The 16,837-nt window shown below is 71.8% G+C and carries 16 protein-coding genes; 8 read left to right on the top strand and 8 right to left on the bottom strand.

Annotated elements, in window-relative coordinates:
- Positions 1 to 73: 73 nt before the first annotated feature.
- The 4 genes from HZU84_RS05705 to HZU84_RS05690 form a co-directional block, all read right to left on the bottom strand.
- Positions 74 to 1,216 (bottom strand): branched-chain amino acid ABC transporter substrate-binding protein, encoded by a 1,143-nt coding sequence (locus HZU84_RS05705; protein ID WP_149503454.1) that lies wholly within the window; start codon positions 1,214 to 1,216, stop codon positions 74 to 76.
- Positions 1,217 to 1,364: 148 nt separating this feature from the next.
- Entirely contained in the window at positions 1,365 to 1,835 is a 471-nt protein-coding gene (locus tag HZU84_RS05700) for a hypothetical protein (RefSeq protein ID WP_149503453.1), read from the bottom strand.
- Positions 1,832 to 2,284, bottom strand: a complete 453-nt coding sequence (locus tag HZU84_RS05695) for a DNA polymerase III subunit chi (RefSeq protein ID WP_244954476.1) — start codon at positions 2,282 to 2,284, stop codon at positions 1,832 to 1,834. The genes HZU84_RS05700 and HZU84_RS05695 overlap by 4 nt, the downstream gene beginning before the upstream one ends.
- Positions 2,281 to 3,741, bottom strand: a complete 1,461-nt coding sequence (locus tag HZU84_RS05690) for a leucyl aminopeptidase (protein WP_149503452.1) — start codon at positions 3,739 to 3,741, stop codon at positions 2,281 to 2,283. The genes HZU84_RS05695 and HZU84_RS05690 overlap by 4 nt, the downstream gene beginning before the upstream one ends.
- A gap of 27 nt (positions 3,742 to 3,768) precedes the next feature.
- On the opposite strand from HZU84_RS05690, the gene lptF reads away from it, so the two are divergent.
- The 8 genes from lptF (at position 3,769) to HZU84_RS05650 (ending at position 11,289) form a co-directional block, all read left to right on the top strand.
- Positions 3,769 to 4,875, top strand: coding sequence for an LPS export ABC transporter permease LptF (gene lptF / locus HZU84_RS05685; protein WP_149503451.1), 1,107 nt, complete (start codon positions 3,769 to 3,771; stop codon positions 4,873 to 4,875).
- Positions 4,876 to 4,882: 7 nt separating this feature from the next.
- Positions 4,883 to 5,986 carry an LPS export ABC transporter permease LptG gene (gene lptG, locus HZU84_RS05680; protein WP_149503450.1) on the top strand — a complete coding sequence of 368 codons (1,104 nt, stop codon included), beginning with the start codon at positions 4,883 to 4,885 and terminating at the stop codon, positions 5,984 to 5,986.
- 55 nt (positions 5,987 to 6,041) lie between these two features.
- On the top strand, positions 6,042 to 6,434 hold the full coding sequence (locus HZU84_RS05675) for a sirohydrochlorin chelatase (protein ID WP_149503449.1): 393 nt from the start codon (positions 6,042 to 6,044) through the stop codon (positions 6,432 to 6,434).
- Positions 6,431 to 7,399 carry a CysB family HTH-type transcriptional regulator gene (locus tag HZU84_RS05670; protein ID WP_149503448.1) on the top strand — a complete coding sequence of 323 codons (969 nt, stop codon included), beginning with the start codon at positions 6,431 to 6,433 and terminating at the stop codon, positions 7,397 to 7,399. Before HZU84_RS05675 ends, HZU84_RS05670 begins: the two co-directional genes overlap by 4 nt.
- A gap of 34 nt (positions 7,400 to 7,433) precedes the next feature.
- Positions 7,434 to 8,621, top strand: a complete 1,188-nt coding sequence (locus HZU84_RS05665; protein WP_149503447.1) for a pyridoxal phosphate-dependent aminotransferase — start codon at positions 7,434 to 7,436, stop codon at positions 8,619 to 8,621.
- An 82-nt stretch (positions 8,622 to 8,703) separates the two neighbouring features.
- On the top strand, positions 8,704 to 9,444 hold the full coding sequence (locus HZU84_RS05660) for a histidine phosphatase family protein (protein ID WP_149503446.1): 741 nt from the start codon (positions 8,704 to 8,706) through the stop codon (positions 9,442 to 9,444).
- Entirely contained in the window at positions 9,441 to 10,145 is a 705-nt protein-coding gene (locus HZU84_RS05655) for a Crp/Fnr family transcriptional regulator (RefSeq protein ID WP_149503445.1), read from the top strand. The genes HZU84_RS05660 and HZU84_RS05655 overlap by 4 nt, the downstream gene beginning before the upstream one ends.
- A gap of 43 nt (positions 10,146 to 10,188) precedes the next feature.
- Positions 10,189 to 11,289 carry a phosphotransferase gene (locus HZU84_RS05650; protein WP_149503444.1) on the top strand — a complete coding sequence of 367 codons (1,101 nt, stop codon included), beginning with the start codon at positions 10,189 to 10,191 and terminating at the stop codon, positions 11,287 to 11,289.
- A 12-nt stretch (positions 11,290 to 11,301) separates the two neighbouring features.
- On the opposite strand, the gene HZU84_RS05645 is transcribed toward HZU84_RS05650, so the two are convergent.
- From HZU84_RS05645 to HZU84_RS05630, 4 genes are all read right to left on the bottom strand, one after another.
- On the bottom strand, positions 11,302 to 12,159 hold the full coding sequence (locus tag HZU84_RS05645) for a hypothetical protein (protein WP_149503443.1): 858 nt from the start codon (positions 12,157 to 12,159) through the stop codon (positions 11,302 to 11,304).
- Between the two features lie 121 nt (positions 12,160 to 12,280).
- Complete coding sequence (locus HZU84_RS05640; protein WP_149503442.1) at positions 12,281 to 13,081, bottom strand: transglutaminase family protein; 801 nt, start codon at positions 13,079 to 13,081, stop codon at positions 12,281 to 12,283.
- Positions 13,082 to 13,127: 46 nt separating this feature from the next.
- Positions 13,128 to 14,198 carry a transglutaminase family protein gene (locus tag HZU84_RS05635; protein WP_149503441.1) on the bottom strand — a complete coding sequence of 357 codons (1,071 nt, stop codon included), beginning with the start codon at positions 14,196 to 14,198 and terminating at the stop codon, positions 13,128 to 13,130.
- Positions 14,195 to 16,789 carry a circularly permuted type 2 ATP-grasp protein gene (locus tag HZU84_RS05630; RefSeq protein ID WP_149503440.1) on the bottom strand — a complete coding sequence of 865 codons (2,595 nt, stop codon included), beginning with the start codon at positions 16,787 to 16,789 and terminating at the stop codon, positions 14,195 to 14,197. Before HZU84_RS05630 ends, HZU84_RS05635 begins: the two co-directional genes overlap by 4 nt.
- Positions 16,790 to 16,837: the final 48 nt, after the last annotated feature.

Here is a 16,837-nt window from a genome sequence, read left to right as displayed (position 1 = left end):
AGCCCCCTCGTTGTCGTTGCTGTTGCCGTGACCGCTGCGGACCGAGATCCGCCCGACACCGACAGTGCGACGTTCAGCGCACCACCGCGATCTGCTCGCGGTTGCCACCCTTGTAGGTGAACATCGTCAGCGCACCGTTCTTGATGTCGCCCTTCTCGTCGAAGGTGATCGTGCCGGTCACGCCCTTGTAGCCCGTCGTCTTGGCCAGCACCGGCAGGTACTTGACCGGATCGCTCGAGCCGGCCTTCTCCATCGCCGCCACCAGCACGTTCACCGAGTCGTACACATACGGCGCGTAGATCTGCACGTCGGCGTTGAACTTCGTCTTGAAGCGGGCCTTGAACTCGTCCATGCCCTTCTTCTGCTCGCCTTCGACGCCGCCGGCCTCGGCGCACACCACCTGGCTGTCGTCCATCGCGCCGCCCGACAGCTTGGGCAGCTCGCCCGAGCAGATGCCGTCGCCGCCCATGAACTTCGCCTTGATGCCCAGCTGCTTCATCTGGCGGATCATCGGGCCCGCCACCGCGTCCATGCCGCCGAAGAACACGATGTCCGGCTTCTTCGCCTTCAGGTTGGTCAGGATCGCGGTGAAGTCCGTCGCCTTGTCGTTGGTGAACTCGCGCGCCACTGTGCGGCCGCCGGCCGCCTTCACGCCCTTCTCGAACTCGTCGGCCACGCCCTGGCCGTAGGCGGTGCGGTCATCGATCACCGCGATCGACTTGCCCTTGAGCTGCGTCACCGCGTACTTGCCCAGCGTGCCGCCCAGATGCACGTCGTCCGCCACCAGACGGAAGGTCGTCTTGAAGCCCTGGCGGGTGTACTTCGGGTTCGTCGCCGACGGCGACACCTGCGGAATGCCCGCGTCGCTGTAGATCTTCGACGCCGGGATCGAGGTGCCCGAGTTCAGGTGGCCCACCACGCCGGCGACCTTCGAGTCCACCAGCTTCTGTGCCGCCGCCGTGCCCTGCTTCGGATCGCCACCGTCGTCCTCGGCCAGCAGCTCGAACTTCACCTTCTTGCCGCCGATCGTCACGCCCTTGGCATTGAGCTCGTCCACGGCCATGCGCGCGCCGTTCTCGTTGTCCTTGCCCAGGTGCGCGATGCCGCCGCTCGTCGGGCCCACATGGCCGATCTTGACCACTTCCTGGGCCGAGGCAGTGCCTGCGGCAGCCAGCAGCGCCAGGCCAGCGAGAGCGACATTGAGCTTGTGATTCATGGATCAGAACTCCAGGGTTGCGAATGATGGGGAATGACAGGCAGAAAACTTAACCCAAATCCGGACCGCTCTCCAGCGGCTGGATCAAGTTCGCGGGTAAGCCCTCAGACAACGGCAGAGCAGCCGATCCGGATGACGGCCGGAGACTTCAGCGCGAGCGATGCCGCGCCAGTTCCTGGGCCACCGCACGGCGCACCACATCGCGCAGCGTGAGCGCAAGCTGCTCGCGGACCTCGTCGACCAGGCTGTCGGCCAGGCGCTCGAGCACCGGCGCCAGGCTTTCGCGCAGGCGGAACTCCAGCAGCCGATCGACCTGGCGCTGCATGTCGCCGAGCACCTGCAGCACGATCTGCTCCTGCAGATCAGCCGGCAGCGCTGCGGCCACGGGTGGCGACGGCGCAGCGACGGCCATCGCCGGAGTCCCCGCGGGCAGCGGGCTGCGACCCGACTCGATCGCCAGCGCGACCGCCACCGCCTCGGCCGCAGGCAGCGCGCCGGAGACACCCGCCACCGGCGGCGGCTCCGGCGGCATGACGTCGGGGCGCGCTGGCAGCACCACCTCGGTGAGGACCGGCACCTCGGGCGGCGCGACGCGCGGCGGCACACCGGTCGGGCTCATGCGCCCCCCGCCTCGTGCTTCTCGATGGCGGCACCGGCGGCGCCGTAGCGGCGCCAGCGTGCACGGGCGCGGTCGCGATCGAACTCGTCGCGGCTGACCACCTCGATGACACGCCGGTACCGCTGCCAGTCCGGCGGCACCTCGTGACCGAGATTGACCAGCACGTCATGGCCGAGCGCCGGGCTGTGCTGCTCCAGCAGCAGCACCGGCGTCTCGCGCAGCCGCTCCGGCACCGCGTCGACGCCTGCGCCACGCCAGTGCGGCACGAACTCCAGCGGCTCGAAGGTCCACAGCAGCCGGTCGACCTCGGCCAGCATCGCCGCCTCGCCGGTCACCACCACCCGCGCGCCGCTGCGCCAGGCCTTGCGCAGCAGCCGGCAGACGTAGCCACGCCGCTCGGGCACGTTGAAGTGAAAGGCGACCGCCGGCATCACGGCGCCCGCGTTCACTGGGCCTGCGACAGCACGAAGTGCGTCAGCAGCGGCACCGGGCGCCCGGTGCCGCCCTTGGCCGCGCCGCTGCGGAAGGCGACACCCGCCACGTCCAGATGCGCCCAGCGGTAGGCCTTGGCGAAGCGCTGCAGGAACTTGGCCGCGGTGATCGCGCCGCCAGCCCGCGGGCCGACGTTGGGCATGTCGGCGAAGTTGCTCTTGAGCGCCTCGTCGTACTCCTCGTCGAGCGGCAGGCGCCAGGCGGTGTCTTGCGCGGCGCGGCCTGCGGCCAGCAGGGTGTCGGCCAGCGCGTCGTCCGGGCTGAAGAGGCCGGCGTGGTGATGACCCAGCGCGATGATGCAGGCACCGGTCAGCGTCGCGATGTCGACCACCGCCGCCGGCTTGAATCGCTCGGCGTAGGTCAGTGCGTCGCACAGGATCAGCCGGCCCTCGGCGTCGGTGTTGAGGATCTCGATGGTCTGGCCCGACATCGAGGTGACCACGTCGCCGGGCTTGACCGCGCGGCCGTCGGGCATGTTCTCGCAGGTCGGGATCAGGCCGATCAGGTTGACCTTCGGGCGCAGCGCGGCGACCGCGCGGAAGGTGCCCAGCACGCTGGCGGCGCCGCCCATGTCGAACTTCATCTCGTCCATGTCGGCGGCAGGCTTGATCGAGATGCCGCCGGTGTCGAAGGTGATGCCCTTGCCGACCAGCACCACCGGCGCGTCCTTCTTGCCCGCGCCCTGGTACTTCAGCACGATGAAGCGCGGCGGCTCCGCCGAGCCCTGGGCGACCGCCAGGAAGGAGCCCATGCCCAGCGCCTCGATCTCCTTGCGCTCGAGGATCTCGGCCTTGACGCCCTTCATCTTCGCCAGCGCGCGGGCCTCGTCGGCCAGATGCGAGGGCGTGCAGTGGTTGGCCGGCCGGTTGGCGACCTCGCGCGCCAGCTCGACGCCGGCGGCGATCGCCGCGCCGCGCGCCAGGCCGGCGGACACCTCGGCCTCGGCGGCCGTGGCGCAGACCAGCTCGACCGCGCCCAGGCGCGAGGCCTCCGGCGCGCTAGGCTTGGTCAGACGGTAGACATAGACCAGATCGGAGGCCACGCAGGCAACGGCTTCGGCCATCGCGGCGTCGGGCTGGCCCGCGCCAGCCCAGACCAGCGCGGCGCGGCTGGCGCCACCGCCCTTGATCAGGCCCAGGCCGGCGGCCAGCGCCTTCTTCCAGGCGCGGGCACTGCCGTCGGCCGCCACCGCGACCGCCAGCCGCGCGGCCTTCAGGCCGGCCGGGCGATGCATGTAGAGCGTGCGACCCGGCTTGAGCGCCAGATCGCCGGCAGCCACCGCCTCGTCGAGCAGCGCGCAAAGCGCCGCGTCGAGCTGCCACTGGGCACGATCCGAGGGCACGACCACGACCAGCGCCTCGCGATCGAGTTGCGAAAAGTCCGGCGATTCCGCCACGAGAGTTCGAACGTCCATAATTCCGCGCTGTTCCAAGACGCGCCGATGTTATTCGATTCCACCCTACGCAAGGATCTTTCCCGCAGTTTCGGCGGCACGCTGATCGTCATCCTGACGATCGTGCTGACGATGATGCTGATCCGCACCCTCGGCATGGCCGCCGGCGGCAAGGTCTCGCCGCAGGATGTCGTGCTGCTGCTGGGCTACATCGCGCTGGCGCAGCTGCCGACGATGCTGAGCCTGTCGCTGTTCGTCGCGGTGGTGTCGGTGCTCACGCGCATGTACCGCGACAGCGAGATGGCGGTCTGGTTCAGCAGCGGCGTGTCGATCGCGCGCTTCGTGCGGCCGGTGCTGCGCTTCGCGGTGCCGGTGCTGGTGGCGGTGACGGCGCTGATGCTGCTGGTCTGGCCCTGGGCCAACCGCAACACCACCGAGCTGCGCGACCGCTACGAGCGCCGCTCCGACCTGTCGCGGGTCGCGCCGGGCCAGTTCCAGACCTCCAGCGACGGCAGGCGGGTGTTCTTTCTCGACAAGCAGTCGGCCGACAGCAGCGACGGGCGCAACATCTTCATTCTCGACCAGCGCGAGGACGGCGAGTCGGTGACCACCGCCCAGGCCGGACGCATCGAGCCGCGCGAGGACGGCCAGCGCGAGCTGGTGCTGTCGAACGGCGCGCGCACCGATCTCGATGTCGAGGGCGGCACCCGCACCATCGCGCGCTTCGAGCGCTATGTGGTGCGCATCGGCGAGAAAAGCGCCGGGCCGCTGGCCGAGCTGCCCCCGAAGGCGCAGGACACGCTGACACTGCTGCGCTCGGACCAGGCCCGCAGCCGCGGCGAGCTGGTCTGGCGCCTGGGCATGATCCTGGCCGCCTTCAACCTGCTGCTGTGGGGCATCGGCCTGGCCTCGGGCGGGCCGCGCGGCGGCAACAACTGGGTGCTGATGGTCGCGCTGCTGGGCTTCGTCGTCTATTTCAACCTGGTCTCGCTGAGCCAGGCCTGGGTGGCCAACGGCCGGCTGCCGGCTGCGGGCGCCTTGCTGGCGGTGCACGGCTCGATGCTGGCCGGCGCGCTGGCGCTGCTGCGCTGGCGGGTGGCAGGCTCGAACCTGCCGCGCCTGCCCTGGCATCGCTCCCCTTCACCGACTTCCTGAACACCCCATGCGCACCGTCCGGCGGCTGCTTTACCGCGAGATCCTCGGCGCGACGCTGTTCGTCACGCTGGCCTTTCTCGGCCTGTTCTTCTTCATCGACCTGGTGGGCGAGCTCGACGCGATCGGGCGCGACTACCGCCTCGAGCAGGCGCTGCTGGTGTGCGTGCTGCAGCTGCCCGGCCATCTCTACGAGCTGATGCCGATCGCGCTGCTGATCGGCGCGATCTACGCGCTGGCCCGGCTGGCGCAGTCGAGCGAGTTCACCATCCTGCGCACCGGCGGCCTGGGGCCGGGGCGCGCGCTGTGGCTGCTGGCCCGGCTCGGGCTGGTGATGGCGGCGCTGACCTTCGTCGTCGGCGACTATGTCGCACCCTGGTGCGATGCGCAGGCCACCGTGATCGAGTCGCGCCGCCACGGCGGGCTGTCGGTCGGGCCCGGCGGCCTGTGGCTGCGCGACAGCCGCACCGAGGCCGACGGCGAGCACCGCTTCACCATCAGCATCGGTGCAGCCCCCGACGAGGGCGAGCTCGAGCGGGTGCGCATTCTCGAGTTCGGCCCGAAGGGCGAGCTGCGCACCCGCACCACCGCCGAGCGCGCGCAGGTCGGCGCCGACGGCACCTGGCGGCTCGAAGGCGTGCTGGTGTCGCAGTGGGCGGCCGACGCCACGCCGACGCTGCAGCCCGACCGCCGCCATGCCACGCTCGACTGGCCCTCGACGCTGACCCGCGAGGTGGTCTCGGCCGCGGTGCTGCCGCTGCGCACCATGTCGACCGCGGCGCTGTGGACCTACATGAGCCACCTGTCCGACCATGAGCAGACCGCCCAGCGCCATGCGATCCAGTTCTGGAAGAAGGCGCTCTACCCCTTCGCCTGCCTGGTGATGCTGGGCCTGGCGCTGCCCTTCGCCTATCTGCACGCCCGTGCCGGCGGCGTGCCGCTGAAGGTCTTCGGCGGCATCCTGCTGGGCATCAGCTTCGTGCTGCTCAACAATGTCAGCGGCCATCTGGGCCTGCTGCACGACTGGACGCCCTGGCTGGCCGCCAGCGTGCCCAGCGTGGTCTATCTGCTGATGTCGCTGGCGGCCTTCAGCTGGCTGGTGCGCTACCGCTGAAGCCGCATTGCCTTCCTGCGCTCCTTCCTGTGTCCCACCTGTCCGGAGACTTCCGATGCAAGGCATCCTGCTGTTCGCCCACGGCGCCCGCGACCCCGCCTGGGCGCGCCCCTTCGAGACCATCGCCGCGCGCATGCGCGAGGCCGCGGGCGGCCGCCCGGTCGCGCTGGCCTATCTCGAGCTGATGGAGCCGCGTCTGGACGCGGCCGCGCACGCGCTGGCCGCGCAGGGCTGCACCCTGATCACCGTGGTGCCGCTGTTCCTGGGCGCCGGCGGCCATGTGCGCCGCGACCTGCCCGAGCTGCTGGCCGGCCTGCGCGCGCAGCTGCCGGCGGTGACGATCCGCGACACCGCCGCGATCGGCGAGACCGAGGCCATCACCCGCGCGATCGCGCAGGCCGCGCTGACGCTGGTCGACGCCCCCCCCGCGGAAGAGCCGGCCGCATGAACCTGCACCAGTTCCGCTTCGTCCAGGAGGCCGCACGGCGCAACCTGAACCTGACCGAGACCGCGCGCGCGCTGCACACCTCGCAGCCCGGCATCTCCAAGGCCATTCTCGAGCTCGAGGAGGAACTGGGCGTGGACATCTTCGCGCGCCACGGCAAGCGGCTGCGCCGCGTGACCGAACCCGGCCGCCAGGTGCTGCAGTCGATCGAGATCATCATGCGCGAGGTCGCCAACCTCAAGCGCATCGGCGAGGACTACTCGCGCCAGGAGGCCGGCACGCTGTCGATCGCCGCCACCCACACCCAGGCGCGCTATGTGCTGCCCACGCCGGTGGCGGCGCTGCGCTCGCGCTACCCCAAGGTCGCGGTCAGCCTGCACCAGGGCACGCCCGAGGACGTGGCGCAGATGATCCTCGACGACGCGGCCGAGATCGGCATGGCCACCGAGCGGCTGACCCAGTACGACGACCTGGTGACGCTGCCCTGCTACGAGTGGCGCCATGTCGCGGTGCTGCCGGTCGGCCACCCGCTGGCGCGGCTGGAGCGCCCGACGCTGGAGCAGCTCGCCGCCGAGCCGCTGATCTCCTACCACCCGTCCTTCACCGGCCGCTCGCGCATCGATGCCGCCTTCGAGCAGCGCGGCCTCAAGCCCAGCTTCGTGCTGGAGGCGATCGACTCGGACGTCATCAAGACCTATGTCCGGCTGGGTCTGGGCGTGGGCATCGTCGCCGAGATGGCGGTGCTCGACGATGTGCTGTGCGCCCCGGGCGGCGACCTGACCGCGCGGCCGGTCGGCCATCTGTTCGGCCCGAACGTGGCGCGCATCGCCTTCAAGCGCGGCGCCTACCTGCGCAACTTCGTCTACACCTTCGCCGAGCTGCTGTCGGACCGGCTGAGCCGGCCGCTGATCGAGCGCGCGATGCTCGGCCAGAGCATCGACCAGCCCGCCGCCAGCGACGGCCTCTGAGTCCTGCCACCGCCCTTGCCCTGGAGACCCCCCGATGCCCACGCCCGCCCTCACCAGCCGCCTGCCCGCCGTCGGCACGACCATCTTCACCACGATGAGCGCACTCGCGCAGCAGCACGGCGCGGTCAATCTCGGCCAGGGCTTCCCGGACTTCGACGGCGACCCGCGGCTGATGCAGGCGGTGAAGGACGCGCTCGACGCCGGCCACAACCAGTACCCGCCGATGGCCGGCGTGCCGGCGCTGCGCGAGGCGATCGCGGCCAAGATCGCCGCGCTGCACGGCCGCGCCTGCGACCCCGGCCTGGAGATCACCATCACCGCCGGCGCCACCCAGGCGATCCTGACCGCGGTGCTCGCGCTGGTGCATCCGGGCGACGAGGTGATCGTGCTCGATCCCTGCTACGACAGCTACGAGCCCTCGATCCTGCTGGCGGGCGCGCGCGCGGTGCATGTGGCGCTGACGCCGGGCAGCTTCCGCCCCGACTTCGCCGCCATCGCCGCGGCGATCACGCCCAGGACCCGCGCCATCCTGGTCAACACGCCGCACAACCCGACCGGCACCGTCTGGACCGAGGCCGAGATGCAGCAGCTCGCCGCGCTGCTGGCGCCCACCGACATCCTGGTGCTGGCCGACGAGGTCTACGAGCACATGGTCTACGACGGTGCGACGCACCAGAGCATCGCGCGCCATCCGGCGCTGGCCGAGCGCGGCGTGCTGATCTCCAGCTTCGGCAAGACCTACCATGTCACCGGCTGGAAGGTCGGCTTCGTCGCCGCGCCGGCAGCGCTGATGGCCGAGTTCCGCAAGGTCCACCAGTTCAACGTCTTCACCGTCAACACGCCGATGCAGCACGCGCTGGCGGCCTTCATGGCCGATGCGGCGCCCTACCTTGAGCTGCCGGCCTTCTACCAGAGGAAGCGCGACCGGTTCCGCGCCGGTCTGGCCGGCACCGGACTGGCGCTGCTGCCCTGCGAAGGCACCTACTTCCAGTGCGTCAGCTACGCCGGCCTGGCGCCGGACATCGCCGCGCTGCCGGAGGCCGCCTTCTGCGAATGGCTGACCCGCGAGGTGGGCGTGGCCGCCATTCCGCTGTCGGCCTTCTACCCGGACGGGCGCGACCAGCAGTTCGCGCGGCTGTGCTTCGCCAAGCGCGACGAGACGCTCGAGCGCGCGCTGGCGCGGCTGCGCCAGCATCTGGTCCCGCGCGGTCCGCTGGCCTGAGGGAAAGTCCCGATCTGATCGGAACCGTTTGCGCCAGAAAGAACGAACGATCGTTCTTTTTTGCGTGCCAGAATCGGCGCCCATGCCGAATGCCGCCGATCTCTTCACCCCGCCGCCCCGTCGCCGCCTCTACCTGATGCGGCACGGGGCGGTCGACTATTTCCTGCCCGACGGCACGCCGCTGCCCCCGCACGAGGTGCCGCTGAACGCCGCCGGCCGTGCCCAGGCCGATGCGGCGGGTGCGCTGTTCGCCGCAGCCGGCGTGGTCTTCGACCGCGTCGTCGTCAGCGGCCTGCCGCGCACGCTCGAGACCGCGCGCCGGGTGCTGGCCGCCTGCGGCCAGTCCGGCCGGCCGATCGACATCGAGCCGGACTTCGAGGAGATCCGCCCGGGCCGGCTCTCCAGCTTGGCACCGGAGCAGCTGCGCGAGGCCTTCACCAGCACGTTCGATCCGGCCCCCGGCGAGACGATCGAAGAGCGGGCCTTTCTCGGCGGAGAGACGATCGGCGCGCTGCTCGACCGGGTGCTGCCGGCGATGGCGCGGCTGCAGGACGACGCCGGCTGGCAGACCGCGCTGCTGGTGCTGCACGGCGGCGTCAACCGCGCGCTGCTGTCGGGCTGGCTGTGCGGCGGCCGCGCCTTTCTCGGCCGGCTGGAACAGTCGCCGGCCTGCATCAACATCGTCGACCTCGGCCCCGGCGGCCAGAGCACGGTGCTGCGCGCCGTCAACCTCTCGCCCACCGACTGGCTGCAGCCCGACGAACACACCACCACGATGGAAAGGCTGCTGGCGCAGTACGCCGGCGGCCTGACGACGCGATGACCACCCCTGTCCTGACCCCCGAGGAGCGCCGGAACATCGAATCCGGCTCCTGGTTCTCCAAGCTGTCGCCGGCGCTGCGCCACGACATCATCAGCCGCACCATCATCCGACGCTATCCGGACGGCATCCAGATCGGCACCCGCGGCGCGCCGGCCACCGACTGGGTGGCGGTGGCCAGCGGCGCGGTGCGCGCCAGCTCGGTGTCGATGTCGGGCAAGCAGATCACGCTGACCTATGTCGAGCCCGGCACCTGGTTCGGCGACATCTCGCTGTTCGACGGCCTGCCGCACACGCATGACGCGACCACGCACGGCCCGACCACGCTGCTGATCGTGCGCAAGCATGACTTCTTCGACCTGCTCTCGCGCCATGCGGAGCTGTCGGAGGCGCTGCTGCGGCTGAACTGCCGCCGGCTGCGGCTGATGTTCGCCTCCTTCGAGGACCTCAACACCCGGCCGCTGTCGGCCCGGCTGGCCAAGCAGGTGCTGCACCTGTCGCGCAGCTACGGCATCAGCCACGGCGAGGAGATCCGCATCGGCCTGCAGCTGGCGCAGGAAGACCTGGCGCAGCTGGTCGGCGCCTCGCGCCAGCGGGTCAACCAGGAGCTCAAGGGCTTCGAGCGCGAGGGCGCGGTGCGGGTCGAGCCGACCCGGCTGGTGGTGCTCTCGCGCGAGAAGCTGATGGCGATCGCCGAGCGCTGAACGCCGAACGCCCCGATTCCGCCCCTGCCAGGAGATGCCTGCGATGACCTCTTCCGCCCCGACCACCCGCCCGGTGGCCCCGCAGCATGCCTTCGACGCCGACGCGCTCGCCGCCTGGCTGCGCGAGCGGCTCGACGGCTTCGACGGCCCGCTGCAGGTCGAGCAGTTCAGCGGCGGCCAGTCCAACCCGACCTTCCGGCTGCGCACGCCCGCCGGGCAATGGGTGATGCGCGCCAAGCCGGGACCGGCGGCGAAGCTGCTACCCTCGGCGCACGCGATCGAGCGCGAGTACCGGGTGATGGGCGCGCTGGCCGCCACCGAGGTGCCGGTGCCGCGCATGCTGCTGCTGTGCGAGGACGAGGCGGTGATCGGCCGCGCCTTCTACCTGATGGAGCATGTCGAGGGCCGGGTGCTGTGGGACCAGACGCTGCCAGGCATGACGCCGGCCGGACGCGGCGCGATCTACGACGAGATGAACCGGGTGATCGCCGCGCTGCACCGGGTCGATCCGCAGGCGGTCGGCCTGGGCGACCACGGCCGCCCGGGCAGCTACTTCGAGCGCCAGATCGCGCGCTGGAGCCGCCAGTACCAGGCCTCGGTCACCGAGCCGATTGCCGAGATGGACCGGCTGATCGACTGGCTGCCGGCGCACCTGCCCGCGGCCGCGCGCGACGACACGCAGGTCGCGGTGGTGCATGGCGACTACCGGCTCGACAACCTGATCTTCCATCCGACCGAGCCGCGGGTGCTGGCGGTGCTGGACTGGGAGCTGTCGACGCTGGGCCACCCGATCGCCGACTTCAGCTACCACGCGATGTCCTGGCACATCCCGCCGGGCGCCTTCCGCGGCATCGGTGGCTGCGACCTGCCCGCGCTGGGCATTCCGGCCGAGGGCGACTACGTGCGGCGCTACCTGGCGCGCACCCACCCGGGCATGACGGTCGACGCGGTCGAGGCGCTGCTGGCCGACTGGGACTACTACCTCGCCTACAACCTGTTCCGCATCGGCGCGATCCTGCAGGGCATCGCGCGCCGGGTGGTCGACGGCACTGCCTCGAGCGCACAGGCCCGCCAGGCCGCGGCCGGCGCCCGCCCGATGGCCGAGCTGGCCTGGCGGCATGCGCAGCGCGCCGCAGCGCGCTGACCGGGGGAGGTCTCAGCGCCGCGGCGTCGGCGGCGGCTGGGTGGGCGCCGGCATCGACATCGCCATCATGTCGCTGTCCATCGGCAGCTCCAGCACCGACGGATTCTCGAAACCCGACGGCGGCCCCATCGCACCGATGCGCCGGCCGCCGGCCGCGCTCGACAGGCCCGGGCGCAGCGGCGCCGGCGGCGGCGCATCAGGCTCGTCGACCGGGCGCAGCAGCGCCTGGCGGGCCGACAGCAGCGCGGACTCCGCCAGTGCACGGGCGCCGTCGAGCATCGGCTCCTCCAGCGCGCCGGCTTCGGTGCGCAGGTAGATGCAGCCCCGCAGCGTCATCACCACCAGCGGTGCACTGTCACCGAGCCAGAGATTGGAGGCGCGGCTGACACGGCTGAGCAGATCGCCATCGAGCCAGCGCCGCGCATGCACCGGCGAGGATGACATCAGCACATAGCCCGCTGCCGACGAGGGCACCGGCACCTTCTCGAGCATCGACAGCCAGCGCACCTCCTCGGGCAGATCGGCATCGATGCCGGTCTGGTGCGCGCTGGTCAGCGTCTGGTAGGCCTCGCCACCGAGCTGCTGGGCCAGCCGGCGCGACATGATCATCATCTCCATCTGCCCGGGCAGCCCGGCGTCGATGCGGATGCGCAGCTCGTGCCCCTTGATGTAGGCCCGGTGCGAAGGGCCCCATTCCATGCGCCCGCGCCGGTCATCGCAGTCGAACTCGATCACCCGGCCTTCGCCGCGCCGCACCCGCTTGAGCTGATGGCCACGGCTGTGGGCCCAGCCATCAAGCAGCCGCGAGTCGGGCTCGTCCTCCGGACGGGAGCCGAACATCTTCTGCAGCTTCTGCAAGGCCTTGAACATGGTGGACGGGTGAAGGCGGTTTCTCTGCCTCCTTATCGGCCAGACCGTGACAGCGCTGAAGTTCTGCCGGTTCTGCAGCTTCCCATGCTTTCCGGGGGAGACGCGCCAGCCCGCCGCCGGTTCAGGCCGGCAGCGCGACGATCTCCAGCTCGACCGTCAGCCGCTCGCGCCCGCCGCCGCTGCGCACGCCGCGGATCGGCGAGCAGGCCGCATAGTCGGGGCCGACCGCCAGCCGCACATGGCGCTCGTCGACCCGACCGACATGGGTGATGTCGATGCCCAGCCAGCGGCGCGCGGCCGGATCGGGGCAGATCTCGGCCCAGGCATGGCTGGCCAGCGACTCGCTGCCCGGCGCATGGAAATAGCCGCTGACATAGCGGGCCGGCACGCCCAGGCCACGACAGGCAGCCACGAAGGCATGGGCCTGATCCTGGCACACACCCTCCCCGCCCTGCCAGGCCTGCGCCGCGGTGGTGCCGGCATGGGTGGTGCCAGCGCGATAGCGCACCCGCTCGGCCACATGGCGGGCCAGCGCCAGCGCCAGGTCTTCGTCGCGCGGCGCCTCCAGGCCGGCATCGCGCAGATCATGGCGCATCGCCGCATCCAGCACGGCCAGCGGCGAGGGCGCCAGATAGACCCGGGGATCCGGCCCGGCGGGCTCCGGCGACCAGGCCTGGCCGCAGGTCTCGACCATGCCGGAGGCCTCGCAGCGCAGCTCGCGCTCGCCGGCCTCGATGTGCATCAGATGGCTGCGGTTGCCCCAGGCATCGGTGTGCGGCTGCAGCCGGCCGCTGACATCGAGGCACCAGTGGTGGACCTGCTGCCCGGCGCCGGAGCTGGGCGTCAGGCACAGGGTCTGGACCGCGGCGCGCAGCGGACTGGCGTAGCGGTAGCGGGTCAGGTGACGGATCTTCAGTTTCACGATCCGCACCACGAACGCAAGAAGCGCGCCCGCAACCGGGGCGCGCTCACTCCATCGGCATCACCGTCACGCCGACGCAGGGCACCGCACGGCCGCCGCCGCGGATCACCCCGCGCAGCGGCGCCACATCGGCATAGTCGCGGCCCCAGGCCAGCGTCACATGGTCGAGGCCGGCCGGCACCGCATTGGTCGGATCGAGCGCGACCCAGCCATGCAGCGGGCACCAGACCGCGACCCAGGCATGCGAGGCGTCGGCGCCGACCAGCCGCGGCTGGCCCGGCGGCGGCTGGGTCAGCAGATAGCCGCTGACATAGCGCGCCGCCAGCCCGAGCGAGCGCATCGCGCCGATCATCACATGGGCGAAGTCCTGGCAGACGCCCTGGCGCTGCGCCAGCGCCTCGGGCGCGCGGGTGTTGACCGAGGTGGCCAGCGGCCGGTACTCGAAGCGGCGATGGATCAGGTGCATCATCGCCAGCGCCCCGGCCAGCAGCGGCACGCCGGGACGGAAGACCTCGGCGCCGAAGCGCGCCAGCGAGGCCTCGCGCGGCGCGTACAGCGAGCCCAGCGTGAACTCCACCGCCGGCTCGAAGCCGGCGCCGGGCCGGTAGTCGAGCCGCTCGGCGACCTCCTCCCAGGCCGGACTGGCCTCGGGCTGCAGCCGCGGCAGCGGCGCGATGTCGGCGACGAAGCTGGAGCTGACCACCAGCCGGTCATGCACCCGCGAATGCGAGAAGCTCACCCGGTGATTGCCCCAGGGATCGAGGCTCTGCTGCACGCCCGGCGTGACCAGCACCGTCTCGTCGCCGGCACGCAGCCCGGCCGGCCGCACCCTCTCGCCAGCAGCCACCGCGGTGACATCGGGCTGGGGCGTGACCGTCAGCTGCCACTCCAGCACCTGCTGCAGCGGGGTGTGGCGCGGCCGCAGCATGCCCAGATGGTGGGCCAGCTCGACCGGCGCGTCATAGTCGTAGCAGGTCTCGTGCAGCACGCGCAGCCGGCGCGGCACCTGTGCCTCGGCCGCTTCGGCGGCACGGGCCGTCTCGGGGGCTGGAGTTGCCGCCGCGATCGCGGGGCGCTCGGGCGTCTCGGGGAGCTCTTGGATCTCGGGAAGCGTCATTGCCAGACGGTGCGGTCGGCCGGGCCGACATGGGAGAACAGATGCCGGCTGATCTCGCCGGAGACGCCCAGCGCGGCCTGGTGGCATTCCTGCAGCGCGCTCATCAGGGCGCTGTGGCGGCCGTGGGCATCGCGGGTGCTGAGCGTCTCGAGCGACCAGTCCGACGGACTCGGCAGGGTCAGCGCGACCGCCTCGGCCCAGGCCGGATCGTGGCGGGCGAGCTTGCGCAGCCGCTCGCGCAGCGTGCGCGCCACCCAGGCCAGCGAGCGCGGGTTGTCGGTGTCCTGCACCAGCAGGTGCAGCAGCGGCGGCACCTCGCGGCGGGCCTGGAACTGCGCGCGGTAGGTGATGGTCGAGTCGAACAGGCCCAGCAGCAGCGCGAAGCCGTCGTCCAGGTCATGCAGCCCGGCCTCGAAGCCGGCCTCCAGCGCCTGTGCCAGCATGTCCAGCCGCTCGATCTGGCGCGCGACACTGAGCAGGCGCCAGCCGTCGTCGCGGGTCATGCGGTCGGTCTGCGCGCCGGTGATCGCCGCCAGATGCAGCGCGGCCTGGTTGAGCACGCCCAGCACATCGCTGAGCGGCTCGTGGCCCTCGCGCGCGCCGATGCCGGCGAGCTGGCGGGAAAACAGCTCGCTCAGATGCTTGATCAGGCCCCAGTGCTCGGTCGAGAGCCGTTCGCGCAGCGCCTCGGCGCACTGGCGCAGCGCCTGCAGGTTGTAGGCCACGCTGAAGCTGCCGCGGGTGTCGCCGAGCGAATGCATCAATGCGCGCTCGAACACCCGCGCTGCCTGCGACGAGCCCTGCACCGGCAGCGGCACCGCCGCGCCGATCATGCCCTGCCCGACCAGCAGCCGGTGCAGCACCTGCAGCACCGGCGCGCTGCCCGAGGGCAGCGCCTCCAGCGCCAGCCGCGCCAGCCGCACGCTGTTCTCGGCCCGCTCGGTGTAGCGGCCGAGCCAGAACAGGTTCTCCGCCGCCCGGCTGGTGACCACGCGGCGCCAGCCGGCCAGGTCGGCCGCATCGAGCGGACGCGGCAGCAGCGTGGTGGCGTCGACCTCGCCGTCGGTCAGCACCCAGGTGTCGGTGCTGGCCGAGCCAGACTGCATCGACAGATAGGCGTCGACGCCGCTGTGCCGCCCGGCCACCCGGGTCAGGCCCCCGGGCAGCACCTGCCAGCCGCCGGCGCCGTCCGACACCGCATAGACCCGCACCACCACCGGGCGCGGCTCGAGCCGCCCGGCATGCCAGACCGGCAGCTCGGAGGGGCGCGCGGGCATCACCAGCGTGTGCGCGGCGCGGTCGGCGTCGATGCGCGCCTCCCACTCGCGCAGCGCCTGCGGGGAGAGCTCGCTGGTCATCACCGGCGCGAAGCTGCGTGTCACCGCGCCGGCCGGGAAGGTCGGCACGATCAGGTAGTCGCGCAGCCGCGGGCGGGTGGCCTCCCAGACGCTGGCCTCGCCGCACCACCAGCTGGTGTGCGCCGGCAGCTTCAGGGGCTCGTCCAGCAGCCGGTCGGCGATGCCGGGCCAGAAGGCGCTCAGGCCCGGGCTCTCGAGCACGCCGGCGCCGGGCGCGTTGGCCAGAACCAGCTCGCCGGCGCGCACCGCCTGCACCAGGCCGGGCACGCCCAGCGCCGAGTCCGGGCGCAGCTCCAGCGGGTCGAGCCACTCGTCGTCGACCCGGCGCAGCAGCACATGCACCTGCTCCAGCCCGCCGAGCGTCTTCAGATAGAGCCGGTTGCCGCGCACCGTCAGGTCCGAGCCCTCCACCAGCGTGATGCCGAGGTAGCGGGCCAGGAAGACATGCTCGAAGTAGGTCTCGTTGCGCGGCCCCGGCGTCAGCAGCGCGATGCGCGAGTGCGCGCCGGCCGGGCTGTCGCGCAGCAGGCCCTCGATCATCGTGCGGAAGGCCGAGGCCACCCGCTGCACCTTCAGCGAGCGGAAGGCCTCGGGAAACTGCTGGCCGATGATCAGCCGGTTCTCCAGCAGATAGCCCAGGCCCGAGGGCGACTGGGTGCGCTGGCCGACCACCCGCCAGCCGCCGTCGGGCGCGCGCGCCAGGTCGAAGGCCACCACATGCAGCCAGCGGTTGCCGGCCGGGCGCACGCCGTGCATCGGCCTCAGGTACTGCGGATGCGCCAGCACCAGCGAGGGCGGCAGCAGGCCGTCGTGCAGCAGGTCCTGCGGGCCGTAGAGATCGGCCAGCGTCGCGTCGAGCAGCCGCGCGCGCTGGCGCACGCCGGCCTCGATGTGGCGCCACTCGTCGGGCGTGATCAGCAGCGGCAGCAGCTCCAGCGGCCAGGAGCGTGCGCTCTCGCCGCCTTCGGCATAGACGTTGTAGGTCGCGCCGTCCTCGCGCACCCGGCGCTGCACCCGCGACAGGCGCGCGGACAGGTCCAGCCAGCCGGCCACGCCGTTGGCCTCGAAGAAGCGTTCCCACACCGGCGCCAGGCCGGAGGGGGTCGCCGGGGCCCCGGATCCGACGAGCACCCCGCGCAGCTCGTCATGGTGTCCGGTCGTTCCGGCCAGCGCCGACGCGGCGGCCAGAAGGGCCGCCCCGGGCGTCTCGTCGGGTAGAAGACTCGATTGCATCGGCGCATCATGCACCGGAGCGCGGGACTTGCGCCTCCGGGAGAGCCG

Source organism: Sphaerotilus sulfidivorans (assembly GCF_013426975.1).
GTDB classification, from domain to species: domain Bacteria; phylum Pseudomonadota; class Gammaproteobacteria; order Burkholderiales; family Burkholderiaceae_C; genus Sphaerotilus; species Sphaerotilus sulfidivorans.
This window is presented reverse-complemented; position numbering and strand designations above follow the sequence as displayed.